The organism is candidate division WOR-1 bacterium RIFOXYB2_FULL_36_35 (assembly GCA_001771505.1).
Classification (GTDB): domain Bacteria; phylum Margulisbacteria; class WOR-1; order XYC2-FULL-46-14; family XYC2-FULL-37-10; genus XYB2-FULL-36-35.
In genome coordinates this window covers 1-15,766 of record MEUA01000010.1, presented here as the reverse complement: position 1 = coordinate 15,766, position 15,766 = coordinate 1, and the positions used below count along the sequence as shown (strand labels likewise).

The 15,766-nt window shown below is 35.1% G+C and carries 17 protein-coding genes, 2 tRNA genes and 1 pseudogene; 8 read left to right on the top strand and 12 right to left on the bottom strand.

Annotated elements, in window-relative coordinates:
- The first annotated feature begins 3 nt into the window (after positions 1-3).
- On the top strand, positions 4-1,404 hold the full coding sequence (locus A2290_04340) for a hypothetical protein (GenBank protein ID OGC16308.1): 1,401 nt from the start codon (positions 4-6) through the stop codon (positions 1,402-1,404).
- Positions 1,405-1,438: 34 nt separating this feature from the next.
- Here A2290_04340 and A2290_04335 read toward each other — a convergent pair whose 3' ends face one another.
- The 5 genes from A2290_04335 to A2290_04315 all read right to left on the bottom strand — a co-directional run bounded on the left by A2290_04335 (position 1,439) and on the right by A2290_04315 (position 4,680).
- On the bottom strand, positions 1,439-2,011 hold the full coding sequence (locus A2290_04335) for a threonylcarbamoyl-AMP synthase (protein OGC16307.1): 573 nt from the start codon (positions 2,009-2,011) through the stop codon (positions 1,439-1,441).
- Positions 2,012-2,034: 23 nt separating this feature from the next.
- On the bottom strand, positions 2,035-2,820 hold the full coding sequence (locus A2290_04330; protein ID OGC16306.1) for a protein-(glutamine-N5) methyltransferase, release factor-specific: 786 nt from the start codon (positions 2,818-2,820) through the stop codon (positions 2,035-2,037).
- Positions 2,821-2,864: 44 nt separating this feature from the next.
- Positions 2,865-3,923 (bottom strand): peptide chain release factor 1, encoded by a 1,059-nt coding sequence (locus A2290_04325; GenBank protein ID OGC16362.1) that lies wholly within the window; start codon positions 3,921-3,923, stop codon positions 2,865-2,867.
- A 21-nt stretch (positions 3,924-3,944) separates the two neighbouring features.
- The gene (locus A2290_04320) at positions 3,945-4,238 is read right to left on the bottom strand and encodes a 50S ribosomal protein L31 (protein OGC16305.1); all 294 of its coding nucleotides are present in this window, start codon (positions 4,236-4,238) and stop codon (positions 3,945-3,947) included.
- A 73-nt stretch (positions 4,239-4,311) separates the two neighbouring features.
- The gene (locus tag A2290_04315) at positions 4,312-4,680 is read right to left on the bottom strand and encodes a hypothetical protein (GenBank protein OGC16304.1); all 369 of its coding nucleotides are present in this window, start codon (positions 4,678-4,680) and stop codon (positions 4,312-4,314) included.
- A 97-nt stretch (positions 4,681-4,777) separates the two neighbouring features.
- Between A2290_04315 and A2290_04310 the strand changes: the two genes are divergently transcribed.
- Positions 4,778-5,014: a hypothetical protein gene (locus A2290_04310; GenBank protein OGC16303.1), complete on the top strand. Its 237-nt coding sequence runs from the start codon at positions 4,778-4,780 to the stop codon at positions 5,012-5,014.
- 30 nt (positions 5,015-5,044) lie between these two features.
- Here the strand turns inward: A2290_04310 and A2290_04305 are convergent, their stop codons facing one another.
- The 5 genes from A2290_04305 to A2290_04285 all read right to left on the bottom strand — a co-directional run bounded on the left by A2290_04305 (position 5,045) and on the right by A2290_04285 (position 8,389).
- A complete protein-coding gene (locus A2290_04305) occupies positions 5,045-6,292 on the bottom strand; it encodes a transcription termination factor Rho (protein OGC16302.1) in 1,248 nt (415 codons plus the stop codon).
- A 27-nt stretch (positions 6,293-6,319) separates the two neighbouring features.
- Positions 6,320-6,406: transfer RNA gene (locus tag A2290_04300), tRNA-Leu, on the bottom strand.
- A 20-nt stretch (positions 6,407-6,426) separates the two neighbouring features.
- Positions 6,427-6,511, bottom strand: a tRNA-Leu gene (locus A2290_04295).
- A gap of 26 nt (positions 6,512-6,537) precedes the next feature.
- Positions 6,538-7,512 carry an acetyl-CoA carboxylase carboxyltransferase subunit alpha gene (locus A2290_04290; protein OGC16301.1) on the bottom strand — a complete coding sequence of 325 codons (975 nt, stop codon included), beginning with the start codon at positions 7,510-7,512 and terminating at the stop codon, positions 6,538-6,540.
- A gap of 16 nt (positions 7,513-7,528) precedes the next feature.
- Positions 7,529-8,389 carry an acetyl-CoA carboxylase subunit beta gene (locus tag A2290_04285; GenBank protein OGC16300.1) on the bottom strand — a complete coding sequence of 287 codons (861 nt, stop codon included), beginning with the start codon at positions 8,387-8,389 and terminating at the stop codon, positions 7,529-7,531.
- A 153-nt stretch (positions 8,390-8,542) separates the two neighbouring features.
- Between A2290_04285 and A2290_04280 the strand changes: the two genes are divergently transcribed.
- From A2290_04280 to A2290_04270, 3 genes are all read left to right on the top strand, one after another.
- Positions 8,543-8,782: a hypothetical protein gene (locus A2290_04280; GenBank protein ID OGC16299.1), complete on the top strand. Its 240-nt coding sequence runs from the start codon at positions 8,543-8,545 to the stop codon at positions 8,780-8,782.
- Entirely contained in the window at positions 8,782-9,660 is an 879-nt protein-coding gene (locus tag A2290_04275) for a 4-(cytidine 5'-diphospho)-2-C-methyl-D-erythritol kinase (GenBank protein OGC16361.1), read from the top strand. The genes A2290_04280 and A2290_04275 overlap by 1 nt, the downstream gene beginning before the upstream one ends.
- A gap of 322 nt (positions 9,661-9,982) precedes the next feature.
- Positions 9,983-10,753, top strand: a complete 771-nt coding sequence (locus A2290_04270) for a hypothetical protein (GenBank protein ID OGC16298.1) — start codon at positions 9,983-9,985, stop codon at positions 10,751-10,753.
- Here the strand turns inward: A2290_04270 and A2290_04265 are convergent, their stop codons facing one another.
- Positions 10,754-11,320: an anthranilate/aminodeoxychorismate synthase component II gene (locus A2290_04265; protein ID OGC16360.1), complete on the bottom strand. Its 567-nt coding sequence runs from the start codon at positions 11,318-11,320 to the stop codon at positions 10,754-10,756.
- A gap of 173 nt (positions 11,321-11,493) precedes the next feature.
- Between A2290_04265 and A2290_04260 the strand changes: the two genes are divergently transcribed.
- Entirely contained in the window at positions 11,494-12,567 is a 1,074-nt protein-coding gene (locus A2290_04260) for a hypothetical protein (protein ID OGC16297.1), read from the top strand.
- 81 nt (positions 12,568-12,648) lie between these two features.
- On the top strand, positions 12,649-13,911 hold the full coding sequence (locus A2290_04255; protein OGC16296.1) for a phosphomethylpyrimidine synthase: 1,263 nt from the start codon (positions 12,649-12,651) through the stop codon (positions 13,909-13,911).
- Positions 13,912-13,932: 21 nt separating this feature from the next.
- Here A2290_04255 and A2290_04250 read toward each other — a convergent pair whose 3' ends face one another.
- The gene (locus A2290_04250) at positions 13,933-15,141 is read right to left on the bottom strand and encodes a hypothetical protein (protein ID OGC16295.1); all 1,209 of its coding nucleotides are present in this window, start codon (positions 15,139-15,141) and stop codon (positions 13,933-13,935) included.
- Positions 15,142-15,282: 141 nt separating this feature from the next.
- On the opposite strand from A2290_04250, the pseudogene A2290_04245 reads away from it, so the two are divergent.
- A pseudogene (locus A2290_04245) lies at positions 15,283-15,766 on the top strand (type I glyceraldehyde-3-phosphate dehydrogenase).

Sequence of the window (15,766 nt, the reverse complement as noted above, 5' to 3'; positions counted from 1 at the left end):
TATATGCTTAGTTTTTTTAGAAAAAAAATGAAAATAATAATGATTGTTGTTGCCTTTGTTTTTAGTTTTTCTATTTTTTATGGTTTGGGATATTCAGGTTTTAGTAAGTTTTCTACTACTGAAAAAGACAAAGCGCTTTTGAAGGTAAATGGAAAGAGAGTTGACATTATAACTTTTAACAATATTTTTTCAAGGTTAAGGCAAAACTTTCCTGAGAGAATTAAACCTTCTGATATTTTATTTCTTCAAAATATGGCGCTTTCCCAGACAATTGATTTTTCCATTATGTTGGATGAGGCGCAAAAAAAAGTGCGAGTTTCCAGGGACGAACTTAATGAAGCTCTAAAACAAATAGCTGAACAGGAAAAGTTAAAAAATATATCGGAATTAAAAAAGGCGATAGAGTCTTCCCATATTTCTTGGGATAGATTTAAAGAAATGATTAAAGATGATTTACTAGTAAAAAAAATAAATGAAAAAATTTATGGATCTGTTGAAATTAATCCGAATGATTTAAGGGAGATTAAGGTAAGTCATATTCTGGTGAAAGTAAAAAACGAGAAAGACGGGGATCAAAAAGCAAAAGAACTTATAGAAAAAATTAAAACAGCAATTCAAAAAGGAGAAAACTTTTCTGTGTTAGCCAAAAAATATTCTGAGGATCCTGGATCTAAGGATAAAGGAGGAGATTTAGGCTTTTTTTCAACCGGGACAATGGTTAAGCCCTTTGAAGATTTGGCCTTTTCTCTTAAAGTATCCGAGATAGGCGGGCCTGTAAAGACTGAATATGGTTATCATATCATAAAAGTTGTGGATGCCAGATTGAAGAAAATTCCTGGAGAAAAAAACATAGAGGCGGCAGTTTTAAAAGAGAAGCAGAATAAAGCTTTTCAGGATTGGTTTTATGAAATAAAAAAGAATGCTAAAGTCGAAATTTTAGATCCTAGTCTAAAAGCGTTGGATTTACGGTTTAAAGGCCAAATTGCTGATGCGATTGCCGAATACAACAAAGCTATTGCGGATAACCCAAATAATGCTTATTACAGGCTTTTTTTGGGGCTTTTATATGAAGATACAAAAAATTTAAAACAGGCGATATCTCAATATAAAGAAGCCATTCGACTGGAAACAGCCGATCCTACTATATACCTTGTTTTGGGTAAAGCGTATTTAAAAAACAGCCAGAAAGATTTGGCTGTAAGTCAATTTAAAAGGGCTTCTCTTATTGCAGGTGATGATAAGCTGATGCACAAAGATTTGGAAAAAGAATTTTTAGATTTAGGCTTAAAACCACTTGCTTTGGCGGAAAAACAGGAAATTGTTCGTATTGAAAAAAGAGAGCTTTTTGAGGACTCATTAAGAAAGAACTCAGGGAAAGTTTCTGATAAAATTGTAACAGATTAACCCCGATTATTCGCAGTGAAATCAACCCCGAGTATCATAATCGGGGTTGATTTCTTAAAATGATTGGCTTGTTGTTTGAAACATCTATTATTGTTGATGATTGTCCGATTTTGCATTTTCCACCGTTTAATAACAGGTCTGCTTCTATTTTTACCTCTTCAGGATTTGTTGGAGGTTTATTTCCTGACAAATTTGCGGAAGAGACAACTAATGGACCTGTCTTTTTCATTAATTTAAGGAGTAGGGGATGGTCGGGCATTCTTAATCCTATGGTATCTTTATTTGCTGTGATCACATTTAAAACTTCAGCCTTCTTTTTAAAAATAAGAGTTAATGGCCCAGGCCAATGGTTTTTAATAAGCTCTTTTGCTGTTTGATTTGTCTCTTTTGCGAAAAGTTGAATCTGTTTTAGATCAGATATTAAAACTTGAAAGGGCTTATCGACTGGTCGATTTTTAATTTCAAAAAGTTTTTTAATCCCTTTCTCATTAGATATGAGTGTGCCAATGCCATATACCGTATCTGTGGGGAAAATTATTACGCCTCCAAGCTTTAAGGTTTGAATGATTTCTTTGAAGTTTTTTTGATTAAAGGTTATTGTTTTCATTTTTCTATTATTTTAGCAGAAATTTAGAAATATGCTTTTGCCATTCTGTTTATCTCCGCGGAATCTTTAATTATTTCTATGTTTTTATAACCTTTGTTTTTAAGTAAATTTTTAACTTTTTCTGATTGTCTAAATTCCAGCTCCAGCATGATAATGCCGTCTTTTTTTAAATAAGAATAAGCATTTTCAATTATTTTTCTAATAATATCCAAACCATCCTTGCCGCCGTCCAGTGCGTCTCTTGGCTCAAAATCTTTTACATTTGCATCAAGCGTTTTGATGTCACTTGTTGGAATGTAGGGCGGGTTGGAAATAATAATGTCAAATTTTTCTTTAATATCAGCAAATAAATCCCCTTCGATAAACTTTATTTTATCTACAACCTCATGCTTTTTTGCATTCTTCTTTGCGATATTCAATGCCTCATTTGACGTGTCAGTTGCCCAGACTTTTGCTTGGGGTAAATATTTTGCAAGTGTGATTGCAATACATCCAGACCCTGTTCCGATATCTAATATTTTTATGCCGTATTGGGATGTGGTATCTGAAATTTGGGATTTTAGTATGTAATTAACCATTTCCTCTGTCTCTGGTCTTGGAATAAGAACGGATCTGTCTACTAAAAAATCTAAATCCATAAAAGGTTGATGTCCGACGATATAGGCCAGAGGTTCATTCTCTGAGCATCTCTTTTTAAACTCGGCAAGTTTTGGGTTGTTTGAATTTTCAAGTTCGGGGTGTGCGGCTAATTTTATCTTATCTATTCCCAAGGCTTCACATATTAATATTTTTTCTTCAAGTTTATCCATTTTTTATTTGGGGATTGTTTTGGCGGTGGGTGTGATATAAGAGCTTATTTCATTTTCTCCAGTTTTGCGACCCTATCTGCGGTTTGCAGCGCTTCTATTATTTCATCAATATCTCCATCTAATACTTCTTGCAATCTGTATATTGTAAACCCTATTCTATGATCAGTTATTCTCCCTTGAGGATAATTATATGTTCTTATTTTTTCAGATCTGTCGCCGGTCCCTACCATAATTTTGCGAGCCTCTTCACGGCCTTTACGGTTTTTTTCAGTTTCCATTTCATATAATTTTGCGCGAAGCAGTTTCATAGCTTTATCTCTGTTTTGGTGTTGTGATCTCTCTTGTTGGCAGGCAACGACTATACCGGAGGGGATGTGGGTTATTCTGATTGCGGATGAAACTTTGTTTACATTTTGTCCTCCCGCACCGCCTGCTCTATAGGTGTCAATTCTTAAATCTTTTTCGTCGATATTAATGTCTACATCTTCAACTTCGGGAAGTACGGCAACGGTTGCGGCTGATGTATGTATTCTTCCTCCTGATTCTGTTTTCGGTACACGTTGAACTCTGTGTGTTCCGCCTTCAAACTTGAGTTTGCTATAAACACCTTTTCCCTGAATGGATATTATTGCCTCTTTATAACCGCCAAGCCCTGTGTCGTTTGATTCTATCCATTCAACCTTCCATCCTCTTCTTTCCGCATAGCGGAGATACATTCTTAGCAGTTCCCCTGCAAAAAGTGCTGCTTCTTCTCCTCCTGTTCCCGCCCGAATTTCCATTATTATGCTTTTTTCATCGGATGGATCTTTTGGCAAAAGAAGGACTTCGAGGTGATTTTTGAGTTTTTCCTGAGTTTCTTTTAACTCTTCGATTTCTTTAATTGCTAGTTCTTTCATCTCAATATCAGATAACATAGGTTCAATTTCTAAAATATGTTTTTCGGCCTCTTTGAATTTTCTAAAGGTTTGAACCAGTTCTTCAAGTTCTGATAATTCTTTGCTGAATTGTTGAAATTTTTCACGATTATCGATAATCTCTTTTTGTGAAAGAAGGTTTAAAAGTTCCTCATATCTGGATTCTATGGAAGATAATTTGTCTAACAGCATAGAGAATTTTTAAATAAGCTACTTTTTAACTTTTGAGGATGTTTTTTTGATAACAGCTTTTTTGCTTTTAGATTTTATAATACGTTTTTTTTGCGGTTTACGCTCTTCTGTTTCCACTCCTGCATATTTCTTTTTAAATTTTTGGACTCTTCCTTCTGTATCTAATATTTTTTGTTTGCCTGTAAACAATGGGTGACAGGCGGAACATATATCAACATGAACTTTTTCTTTTGTTGAACCGATTTCATATTCTGCGCCGCAAGCGCACTTTGCGATTGTCTTATAATATTTAGGATGAATATCTTTTTTCATTTGTTGTATAAATAATTATATCAAAAGATGGGATTTTTTACAAGAAATAAGTAGTTGTGTTGGTGGTAACTTGTCAGTTGTTCAATAAAGGATCTTTTGATTGTAAGTTATCCAGTTCCCGTAAGATCTGTTTTTTATCAATAAATCCGATAATTTTTTTCTTGAATTCCCCTTTGGAATTATAAAATAAAGTTGTTGGGATTGCGTTGATTTTATGCTTTTTTGCCAAATCTTTGTTTTGGTCAATATCTAAATCTAAAACAATAGCCTTTCCATTAAGTTCTATTTTCAGTTCTTGTAAAATGGGTTTCATTTCACGACATGGGGGGCACCAATCAGCGCCCAATTTTGCAATTACAGGAAGGTTTTTTTTGAGCGCGACAGACAATTGCTGTGCTATATTTTCTTTTACTTGAGGGGTGTATGAACCCCGATTGTTCACGATAGAATCAGAAACTAACCTCGATTGATAATCGGGGCTTGAAATTCTTTCTACTATGAGACCCGATTTTCTAATCGAGGTGAATAATCGGGGTGAAATGCTTTTTATGACAAAGAATCCTATCATGAGAAGCATTATTAGTAATATTATTTTAAGTTTTTTTTGCATTTTTATATCTCCCTATGAATCTTTTTGTATAGCGTTTCTAGGACAAAAGATTATACATTTATTGCAATTAATACATATTTCTTTGTTTATTTCTGGAAGCTCAAAACCTTTTTGTTTTATTGCGTTAACAGGACAGATGTTAATGCATGGGCATACATGGTTTTGAGGGCATAATTCCTTTATAATTTTGGGCATTTCATTTTACATCTGCAGATTCAAGAAATGCTTTATTTGTTTTAAATTCTTTTAATCTGTCTATAAGTTGTCCTGTGGCTTCTATTTCATCATAATCCCCCATAATTTTTCTAAGCAACCACATTTTTTGTATCTCTTTTTCTGATAATAGAAGTTCTTCTCTTCTTGTTCCTGACATTTTTATGTCTATTGCCGGGTAAATCCTTCTATCTGCGAGTTTTCTTGCCAAATGGAGTTCCATATTTCCTGTTCCTTTAAATTCTTCATATATAACATCATCCATACGGCTTCCTGTTTCCACAAGAGCGGTTGCTACGATAGTTAAACTTCCTCCTTCTTCAATGTTGCGTGCTGCGCCAAAAAATCTTTTTGGCCGGTGCAAACATGTTGGGTCTAAACCTCCAGAAAGCGTTCTTCCTGAAGGGGGTGTGACCAAATTGTAGGCACGTGCCAATCGGGTAATTGAATCAAGTAATATGATAACGTCTTTTTTACATTCAACTTGTCTTTTTGCTGATTCTAAAACCAGTTCGGCAATTTTGATGTGTTCTTCCGGAGGTTCATCAAATGTAGATCCTATTACTTCTCCTTTTACACTTCTTTCCATGTCAGTTACTTCTTCCGGTCGTTCATCAATTAGTAGAACTTTAATGACCGTTTCAGGGAAATTAACAGCAATACTATTTGCAATATTTTTGAGAATGGTGGTTTTCCCTGCTTTTGGTGGAGATACAATCATCGCTCTTTGTCCTTTTCCTACAGGAGATAAAAGATCTATCAGTCTTGACGCCATAGAACATTTGGCATGTTCTAGTGTAAAGCGCTCTAAAGGAAAAATCGGAGTTAAATTTTCAAATGGGGTCCTTTCCCTGGCTTCATCCGGATTCATCCCGTTTATAGCTTCAATTTTAAGCAATGAATAATATTTTTCTCCATCCTTTGGGGGTCTGACTTGTCCTGACACAAGATCTCCATTTTGCATATCAAATCTTCTGATTTGTGTTTGTGATACGTAGATATCTTCTCTTGAAGGAAGATACCCTCCGGTTCTTAAAAACCCGTATCCTTCAGGCAGTATTTCTAGAATTCCTTTTGGGATAAATTGATTGCCGTTTTTTTGGGTTTGCGTTTCCAATATTTTAAAAATTAAATCATGTTTTTTTAATACCCTGAAACCTTGAATATTTAGTTGTTTTGCCACCCCGTATAATTCCTGCAGTGTTTGTCTTTCCAGTTCTACAATATCCATTTTTTACCTCCTACTAAGATTTTTAAATAGTGCCGAGACGGAGATTTGAACTCCGACAGGATTGCTCCTACTACATCCTGAATGTAGCGCGTCTGCCAGTTCCGCCATCTCGGCAATTTTTGGCACAAATGAAATGCCGAAGGAGGGAGTCGAACCCTCACGCCCGCAAGGAGCTCACGATTTTGAGTCGTGCGCGTCTGCCAGTTCCGCCACTTCGGCAATTTTAATAAACATAAATCAAAAACTTATTCTGTAAAAATTCCCATTTTTCTGTATTTATTATAACGGTCCGCAACCAATTCTCTGGGAGAAAATTTTGAAAGTTCATTAAGGTTTTTTAGTATAGCTGTTTTAATGTTTTTAGCAGTTGCCTCATAGTCATTATGGGCGCCGCCAATCGGTTCTTTGATTATTTCATCTATTATACCAAATCCAAGCAGATCTTTTGCTGTTATTTTTGAAACTTTTGCCGCTTCATTTGCCCTGCTCGAATCTCTAAAAAGAATTGACGCGCATCCTTCCGGTGATATTACAGCATATATTGAATATTCCATCATTAAAACTCTGTTCCCCATAGATATACCCAAAGCTCCGCCACTTCCGCCTTCGCCGGTGATTATACTTATAAAAGGAACAGTAAAAATAGACATTTCTCTTAAATTTTTTGCGATAGCTTCTGATTGACCTCTTTCTTCCGCTCCGATTCCCGGATAAGCGCCTGGGGTATCTATAAAACTTATGATGGGCTTGTTTGCGCGTACGGCCATTCTCATAATTCTCAAAGCTTTACGATATCCTTCCGGATGAGCCATTCCGAAATTCCTGTTTATAAGTTCTTTTGTTGTATGGCCTTTTTGATGTCCTATAATTACAATTGATTGTCCGTTTAGCTTGGCTATTCCGCAGACAATGGCTTTGTCGTCCCCGAAATTTCTGTCGCCGTGAAGTTCTATAAAATCTTCAAAAATAAAATTTATGTAATCTAGGGTGGAAGGTCTCATTATATGACGTGCCACTTGAACAATTTGCTGCGGCTCCAATTTATTGAAAATTTCCTGACGCATGGTGTCTATACGTTTTTTTACCATGCGTATTTCTTCTTCCAGATTTAAATCTTCTTTTTCTGAAAGTTTTTGTAGTTCAGTAATCTTTTGATAAAGGTCTTTTAAATCTTTTTCAAAGTAGAGTAAGTTTTTTGTTTCGTTATTTATTTCTTTCATAATTAATTCTTTTCGCCTACTCTTCAAAAAACCTGAGAATTTTTGCTAATGTGCTTTTTATGTCTTTTCTTTCACAGATTAAATCGATCATTCCATGTTCCAGTAAAAATTCGGAACGTTGAAATCCTTTTGGCAGTTTTTGCCGAATCGTTTGTTCTATGACTCTAGGCCCCGCGAACCCGATTAATGCTTTAGGTTCGGCTATTTGAATATCTCCGAGCATTGCAAAGCTTGCTGTTGTTCCTCCTGTTGTCGGATCGGTTAATAACACTATATAAGGAAGCCCATTTTCTCTCAAACGACCAAGGGCTGCGGATACTTTTGCCATTTGCATTAAAGACAAAATACCTTCTTGCATTCTAGCTCCTCCGGAAGAGGTTGCAATTATTGCCGGGATTTTATTTTCTATTGAATGCTCTATCATTCTTGTGAATTTTTCTCCGACTCCAGAACCCATACTTCCACCCATAAAAGAAAAATCCATCACTCCAAAAACAGTTTTAATATTTTCTATTAAGCCTTCTCCGATAACAATCGCTTCGTTTAAGCCTGACTTTAGTATGGCTTCATCTATTCTTTTGTTATAGGCTTTGGAGTCTACAAAGCCTAAAAAATCAGTAGACTTGAGAGTTATAGACATCTCTTTAAATGTTCCGGAGTCTATAATCAGGTTTATTCTTTCTGATGCTGAAAGCCTAAAATGAAAATCGCATTTCGGGCAAACTTTTAAGTTTTCATTTAACTCTTTTATGTATATTGTTGATTTGCAGGAAGGGCATTTAAGCCATAGATTTTCGGGAATATTTAGTCTTTCTGATGCGCCATTTTTTTGTTGTTTTTCTGTTTTTTTTCTTAGAAACCATTCGTGGATTGACATTTTACCTCTTTATTTTTTTCTTTGGAAATAACGAAAAGCGTGGATCTGAAAGCCAAATTGGTTGCGAGATTTTTTTACATATGTTAAAATTATACAGTTTTGATGTTTAATTTGTCAAGAAGGTTTTTGAAAGAGGTTAAATAGGAGGAATAGATGGCTAATATTAAGTCTGCGATTAAAAGAATAAAAATTACGGCAAGAAACAGAAAAAGAAATTTGGTTTACAAGGATGCGATAAGAAAGGGATTAAAGGCTGCGTTAAAGACAAAATCAACCGAAGATATTCGCAAAGCCATAAAAGCTCTTGATAAAGCCGCAAGTAAAAAAGTCATTTCTAAAAATCTGGCATCCCGTAAAAAATCTAAGTTAATGAAACTGACTTCTTCTAAGTGATAAAATTAAAAGCTTTTGCAAAGATAAATTTCATACTTCAAATTTTAGGTAAACGGGCGGATGGTTATCATGAAATAGATTCTTTAATGCAGTCCGTTTCATTATATGATGAAATTTTAGTTGATAAAAAAAAATCCGGCATTGAACTTTTTTTAAATGATCCAAACATTCCTAATGACAAGAGAAATACTGCTTACAAAGCTGCAGAGCTGTTTTTTTATAAAACTAAATTAGAGCCTAGCGTTAAGATTGATATCAGAAAAAATATTCCGACTGAAGCCGGACTTGGAGGCGCCTCTTCCGATGCTGCGGCTGTTTTAATCGGGTTAAATAGGTTGTTTGACGCCAATTTGTCAGAAAAAGAACTTTTAGAGCTAGGAGCCCAAATAGGGTCGGATGTCTCTTTTTGTTTGACGGGAGGTTTTTGCCGGTGCAGAGGGAGGGGTGAGCTTGTAGAAAAAATAGATAATAGTGGCACAAAATTTTGTGCTGATGAGACAGAATCTTATGATGGAGAAACAAAATATTACGTTTTAGTTAAACCCAAGCTATCGATCTTAACAAAATCAGTTTATGATAGTTTTGAGAAGTCTTTTATCGAAAAAGAAAACTATATTGATGGATTTTTACAGCATGGGGAATTAGTATTAAAAAATGATCTTGAAAAAGTTGTTTTACCAAAACACCATGAGATAGGAGAGATCAAAAACAGGCTTTTAAGTTTAGGTTGTTTGCAATCTCTTATGTCTGGCTCTGGTTCTTCGGTTTTCGGACTTGTTTGTGATAAGAAAAAAGCTTATGAAATTTGTGAGGAGATAAAAAAGAAATATTCTCAAAGTTTTGTTGTAGAGGGCATGAATGTTGGAATAAAAGAATAAGCTCAATGTTTTTTTTACTTTCTTTCTTTTTCCCTTCTTGGGACTGTTGGTAAATTTATCTTTTTCAAAAATAAGCATTTTGCAACACTCTCTTTTTTCCCCTGAACCCCGATTTCCTAATCGGGGTGAAATTTATTTTTTTGAGAATCGATAATAAACTATAGAAAAATCAATGCTTAAGATAAATGAAGATGAAATAAATCTCGAGAGTCTAAATAGAATTGACACGATCCTTTTTGGCCTGAAATTTTATTGGAATCCCGAGAAAAAATAAAAGTGAAGGGATGAATCCCCCGGTTATCATAATCAGGGTGAAGATATAATGTTAAATAGAAAAACCATTTCATTTGAATTTTTAAACACAGTAGAACGCAAAGTTTCTATAGAACTTATGGGTACTCTACGATATGTCAGAGAAGGGAATATTGAGCTTTTTACAGATGAGCTTAAAGCTACGCTTAAAGGGATAGGTTTGCCCGTGGTAAATAGTCGACTTCTTCAAGCTATTAAAACCGGAGGAGTTGAATTTGTTCTAAGGCGTTTATTGGAGGAAGCAAAATTGCTTGAAAGTGGTAAACTCCAAATGCCTTATGAAGGATTCGGTGTTGAATCTATTGCAATTTTAATAAAAAGACAGTTTGCAAACAATGAAACTCCTTTGGGGACTATATCTTCTGATCTATTTCCCTTTGGGATATGGAATGCTTTAATTGCGGGAGAGTGGATAGAGGGGATTCGTCTTGGCAGGGGAGAAAATGTTGGCGTTAATGGACGTATACTTCCTAAGTTTAAAGTTTTTTTTTCACATGCTGAGTTTATCAGCGAAAGAAAATTGTATTTTTTAACAGAAAGTGAGAAGGAAAAAGTTTATCTTATGCTGGTAAAAGCGAAAGCCTGCGCTGTTTTATCTATCCCTTATAACTCTTCGTTTGAAATGGCATGGTCAGCGTTTAGAATACTAGCAGATTTATTGAAAGAGACAGATCGCGAAGCATATAATATTCTTAGAGAAAATACAATAAATGTTATGAAATTTTCTCCTTTTGATTGTGATGAATCGAAGTGGAACAGTCTTCGTACATTTACCTCATAATTAAAGATTTATAAAGTTTTTAAGCAGGTCTTTACCGTAATTTGTTAAAATAGATTCAGGATGGAATTGTACCCCTTCAATTTTTAGCTCTTTATGACGCAACCCCATAATTTCATCATCTTCTTTTGTGTAAGCTGATATTTCTAATATGTCAGGGAGACTTGCTTTTTCAACAACTAAAGAATGATATCTTGTAGCAGTGAAAGGATTTTTAAGCCCTTTGAAAATTGTTTTGCCGTCATGATAAATTTGTGAGGTTTTACCGTGCATAAGATTTTTTGCTTGCACAATATTTCCCCCAAAAGCATATCCTATGGATTGAAGCCCTAAACAAACTCCTAAAATAGGGATTTTACCTGCAAAATATTTTATTGCATCAACAGAAACTCCTGCTTCTTTTGGAGTTTTAGGGCCGGGAGATATTACAATCTTTTCTGGATTTAATTTTTCTATTTCTTCTATTGTAATCTTATCATTGCGAAAAGTTTGTATATCTGCCCCAAGCTCCATAAGATATTGGACCAGGTTGTAAGTAAAAGAATCGTAGTTGTCGATCATCAGGATCATTTCAAAAGTATAGCATATGGACAATAAGGTTTCGAGGTCTGAAGAGTGCTAGGCAAAAATCCTAAGGTTTATTTATCTTTTTTCCTTTTCTTCTTCTGAGTAGGGAATATAAAAAATATTATAACATAATTATACTGCCCAAAAAGTCTATTTTGTTATAAAATAAGTTTATTATGCAACTTCTAACTAACATATCAAAAGAATCTTGGAATGATTTTGTTGCAAAACAAGACGAACCGGCAATTTTACAATCATGGGAATGGGGAGAACTAAAAGCTCTTCATGGTTGGACTCCAATTAGATTGGCTGTTTTAGATGGGGATAAAATTGTTGCCGCAATTTCAATTTTAAAACGCAAACTCCCTTATATAAAACTGAATTTATTTTATGCTCCCAGAGGGCCTATCGTTGACTTTCAAAATACTCAAGCTTTAGATTTTATATTGGCAGAAATGAAAAAAGTTGCAAAAAAGCATAATGCTATCTTGTTGAAAATCGATCCGCAGGTTAAAGAAAGTGAAAAGTGTACAGTGAACAGTGTACAGAATGTTTTAAAGGAAAAGGGATTTGTGGTTTGTAAGAAGCAGATCCAGCCGCGTTCAACTTTTATTGTGGATTTGACTTTATCATCCGAAGATTTGTTGAAAAGTTTTGAGGAGAAGACCCGCTATAATATCCGACTGGCTGCCAAAAAAGGGGTTGTCGTAAAAGAGCTTTCCACCGATGATGGGGTTGAAGTTTTCTATAAAATATATCAGGAGACCTGCAAACGAGATAATTTTTTGATCCACCCGTTAAAATATTATCAAAACATAAAAAAACTTCTTGTCGATCACGCGCTTGCAAATATCTTTATAGCTTATTTAAACGAAGCACCGATTGCTGCCGTATATACTTTTAATTTTGGGTCGCGACTTTGGTATATGTATGGCGCATCACTTTCAAAACATCGAAATGTTATGCCAAACCATGCTCTGCACTGGCATATTATTCAGTGGGCAAAAAAGAGAGATTTTAAAAGTTACGATTTGTTTGGTATACCATCAAATCCCACAAAAGATCATCCATTATGGGGAGTATATCGATTTAAAAAAGGATTTAACGGGGAGCTTGTAAAATATATTGGTGTTTACGATCTGGTTTATAATCCTCTTTTGTATAAAGTGATAAATATAGGTATTACTTTTTATAAATCTCTTGTAAGCTTAATTCGTAAAGGGAAAATTTCTGATTCTTTGTCAGAATAATATTTTTTTGTTGTTAGAAGGCTTTTTTGATTTATCTCTCTTTCTGACTTATAATATTAACAAAAGGAATATCAATCGAAAGTGACACAAAGAAAAGAAGCTTTGAAAGGGAATATTACTTCTGCTATGAAGTTTGTAGCGGAGGAGGAAACTTTATCTCCGGAAGATATTTTAAGTGGTCTTGCTAATGGAACAATTGCCATCCCTTTTAATCCTCTTCACAAAAACTGTAAACCGATCGGTATTGGCAAGGGATTAAAAACAAAAGTTAATGCTAATATAGGAACTTCTGTTGATTATCCTAATATTGAGGATGAGCTTAAAAAACTTCAGGTTTGCATAGACGCCAAAGCAGATGCTGTCATGGATCTTTCAACCGGCGGAGACTTAAACAAAATAAGAAAAACCATCTTGGTCGCTTCTCCTCTCTCTCTCGGCACTGTTCCTATATATCAAATGGCGGTGGAAAATAAATTAGATGATGTTGATGCAATGTTTGATATTGTTGAGGATCAGGCTAAACAAGGTGTTGATTTTATGACTGTTCATTGCGGGGTAACAATAGAATCTGTTCATCAGCTGAAAAAAAATCCGAGGCTTATGGGGGTTGTAAGCAGGGGTGGAGCCATGCTTGTAAAATGGATTATTAAAAATGAGAAAGAGAATCCTTTTTACCGGTATTTTGACAGGCTTGTTGAAATTGCCTCAAAATATGATGTAACGCTTTCTTTAGGCGATGGGATGCGGCCCGGTTCAATTGTTGATGCCGGAGATGAAGCTCAGTTTACAGAATTGAGAATTTTAGGTGAATTGACAAAACGAGCATGGGCTGAGGGTGTTCAGGTAATTATAGAAGGACCGGGGCATGTTCCTTTTGATCAGATAGTTTCACAAATGAAGATGGAAAAAGAACTTTGCAGTGGGGCCCCCTTTTATGTTTTAGGTCCGTTGCCTACAGATGTTGCCCCAGGTTATGATCATGTTGTTTCTGCTATAGGTGGAACTTTGGCTGCGGTTGCAGGGGCTGATTTCTTATGTTATGTAACGCCGACCGAACATTTGGGACTTCCAGAGCCTCAAGATGTTAAAGAGGGGATAATAGTCTCTCGTATAGCTGCTCATTGCGCTGATATTGCAAAAGGAATTAAAGGAGCGCGGGAGTGGGATATTGAAATGTCGAAAGCTCGGAAAGATTTAAATTGGGGAAAACAGATCAGTTTGTCTATTGATCCTGATAAAGCAAGATTAATCCATGAGCGGCGTAAATCTAAATCGGAAGATGTTTGTTCAATGTGCGGGCAATTTTGCGCCATGAAAATATCAAAAGAGGCATTAGAAACTTAATCCCGATTATCTTTATCGGGGTTAATCTTTTATTTTTAATTTAAATTCAGCCTCAATAGATCCTGTAGCTTCAAATATTTCATCTTTTACAAAGACTGTGATTTTTTCGCATTTTATCCAATCGGTATCTTTTTTTAAATAAACATTTTTTGTAAGGGTGATTATTTCTAATAAATCAGAATAATCCGCGTAATCTGATTTTGCTTCTTTCCCTTTTTGTGAAACAAAAACATTCCCTTCCGCCCGCACGTCTCCGTTTTTTGTGGAAAGATTCAGTGCGTTAGCTTCGATAATTGTTTTTTCTTTAAGAAGATTCTTTGCATCCGGACTTTTGAGTTTTTTAGTTGTTTCTTCTTTTAAAAGCGCGCCCCCTTTTTCTATTACTGCTTTGGTTCCGTCCTGAAAAAAGATATTGTTTTCTTTTTTATTGTAAAAGGCTTTGTTCCCAACTATGTTTTTTTTCTCTTGTGTTAACTCTATATTTCCATTTATATTGATATCTTTTTCATCATCTAAAAAAAATGATATGTTGTCGGCCTTAACTTTGGTTTTTTGCTTCCCCTTTATTTTTGCTGTTATGTTTTCAAAAAGGTTTAATTTTTCTTGTTTTGAATCGTACGCTAAAATATTGCAGTTAATAGAAATATCGGAACGAATGACCTTAACATTGTTTTCAATTTTTGCTGTTTCTTCGTTGTGATCTATTGCCATTTTCTCTCCGGAAATTTTTATATTTTTTTCTTTAATATTTATATTTCCTGCGAGTTCTGTCCTTTTATCGTTAGGGATATATTTTAAAAAGTTGGACTTTATGCCGGCAAATTTTCTTTTCTCTTTGTTCTTTTTAGATGTAAAAGCGATGTTCGCGGACAGTTGTTTTTTTTCTAGTCCTGCTGCTTCTACTATTTTAGATCTTTTGAACACTTTAACTGTTGAAGCTGAAAGGTTACTTGTTATTAATTCTCCGTCTTCATATAGATTGCCTTTGCTGACATCTTTTAAATAAGTAATTTGTTGATATTTATCTGACCATCCTTCAGTTGCGTAAAATTCCCAGGATTTTTTCCCTTCATTATAGCCGGACATATAGGCGTTTTTTAAACTGGTTATTTTGTCGATTTTATCTATGCTTATAATTTTTTTAGGCAGTATAAAAAAATAAGCGATCAAAAGTAAAAACAGGGATGCCCCGGCACATATAAAAATGATTCGCCATGGAGAATTTTCCATATTGCAAATTATAGGTGAGTTGACGCTTTTTGGCAAACAAGGTACAATACGAGTGTACAGTTAACAGAAATAAGCTTCTTTTTCATACTGTACACTGTTAACAGTAAACTGTACACTTCTTAGGAGAGAGAGGGGTAAAAAATGGCAAAAGTAAAAGTTGGTATAAATGGGTTTGGGCGGATTGGTAGGCAGGTTTTGAGTGCAATGGTTGACAAGGGGGCGTTGGGGAGCGAAATAGAAGTCGTTGCGGTGGTTGATGTAAGTACTGATGCAAAATATTTTGCTTATCAGATGAAATACGATTCCGTCCATGGCAGGTTTGACGGAACGCTTTCAACAGAAAAGAGTAGTCCATCAGCAGCAGAAGATGATGTCCTTGTTGTTAATGGTAACAAAATAAAATGCATTATGGCGACAAAAGAGCCAAGCGCTCTTCCATGGAAGGATCTTGGTGTTGAATATGTTATCGAATCTACCGGTCTTTTTACAGATTCTGAAAAAGCAAAAGGTCATTTAGCCGCGGGAGCAAAAAAAGTTATTATTTCAGCGCCGGGGAAAGGGGATGTAAAGACTATCGTTATGGGTGTTAACGATAACGAATATGATCCTGCAAAGCATAATATAG

Excerpts from the sequence above, each read along its gene's own strand:
- A2290_04340 (OGC16308.1), top strand. The coding sequence starts at position 4 with ATGCTTAGTTTTTTTAGAAAAAAAATGAAAATAATAATGATTGTTGTT.
- A2290_04335 (OGC16307.1), bottom strand. The coding sequence starts at position 2,011 with ATGAAAACAATAACCTTTAATCAAAAAAACTTCAAAGAAATCATTCAA.
- A2290_04330 (OGC16306.1), bottom strand. The coding sequence starts at position 2,820 with ATGGATAAACTTGAAGAAAAAATATTAATATGTGAAGCCTTGGGAATA.
- A2290_04320 (OGC16305.1), bottom strand. The coding sequence starts at position 4,238 with ATGAAAAAAGATATTCATCCTAAATATTATAAGACAATCGCAAAGTGC.
- A2290_04310 (OGC16303.1), top strand. The coding sequence starts at position 4,778 with ATGCTTTTTATGACAAAGAATCCTATCATGAGAAGCATTATTAGTAAT.
- A2290_04305 (OGC16302.1), bottom strand. The coding sequence starts at position 6,292 with ATGGATATTGTAGAACTGGAAAGACAAACACTGCAGGAATTATACGGG.
- A2290_04290 (OGC16301.1), bottom strand. The coding sequence starts at position 7,512 with ATGAAAGAAATAAATAACGAAACAAAAAACTTACTCTACTTTGAAAAA.
- A2290_04285 (OGC16300.1), bottom strand. The coding sequence starts at position 8,389 with ATGTCAATCCACGAATGGTTTCTAAGAAAAAAAACAGAAAAACAACAA.
- A2290_04280 (OGC16299.1), top strand. The coding sequence starts at position 8,543 with ATGGCTAATATTAAGTCTGCGATTAAAAGAATAAAAATTACGGCAAGA.
- A2290_04270 (OGC16298.1), top strand. The coding sequence starts at position 9,983 with ATGTTAAATAGAAAAACCATTTCATTTGAATTTTTAAACACAGTAGAA.
- A2290_04265 (OGC16360.1), bottom strand. The coding sequence starts at position 11,320 with ATGATCCTGATGATCGACAACTACGATTCTTTTACTTACAACCTGGTC.
- A2290_04260 (OGC16297.1), top strand. The coding sequence starts at position 11,494 with ATGCAACTTCTAACTAACATATCAAAAGAATCTTGGAATGATTTTGTT.
- A2290_04250 (OGC16295.1), bottom strand. The coding sequence starts at position 15,141 with ATGGAAAATTCTCCATGGCGAATCATTTTTATATGTGCCGGGGCATCC.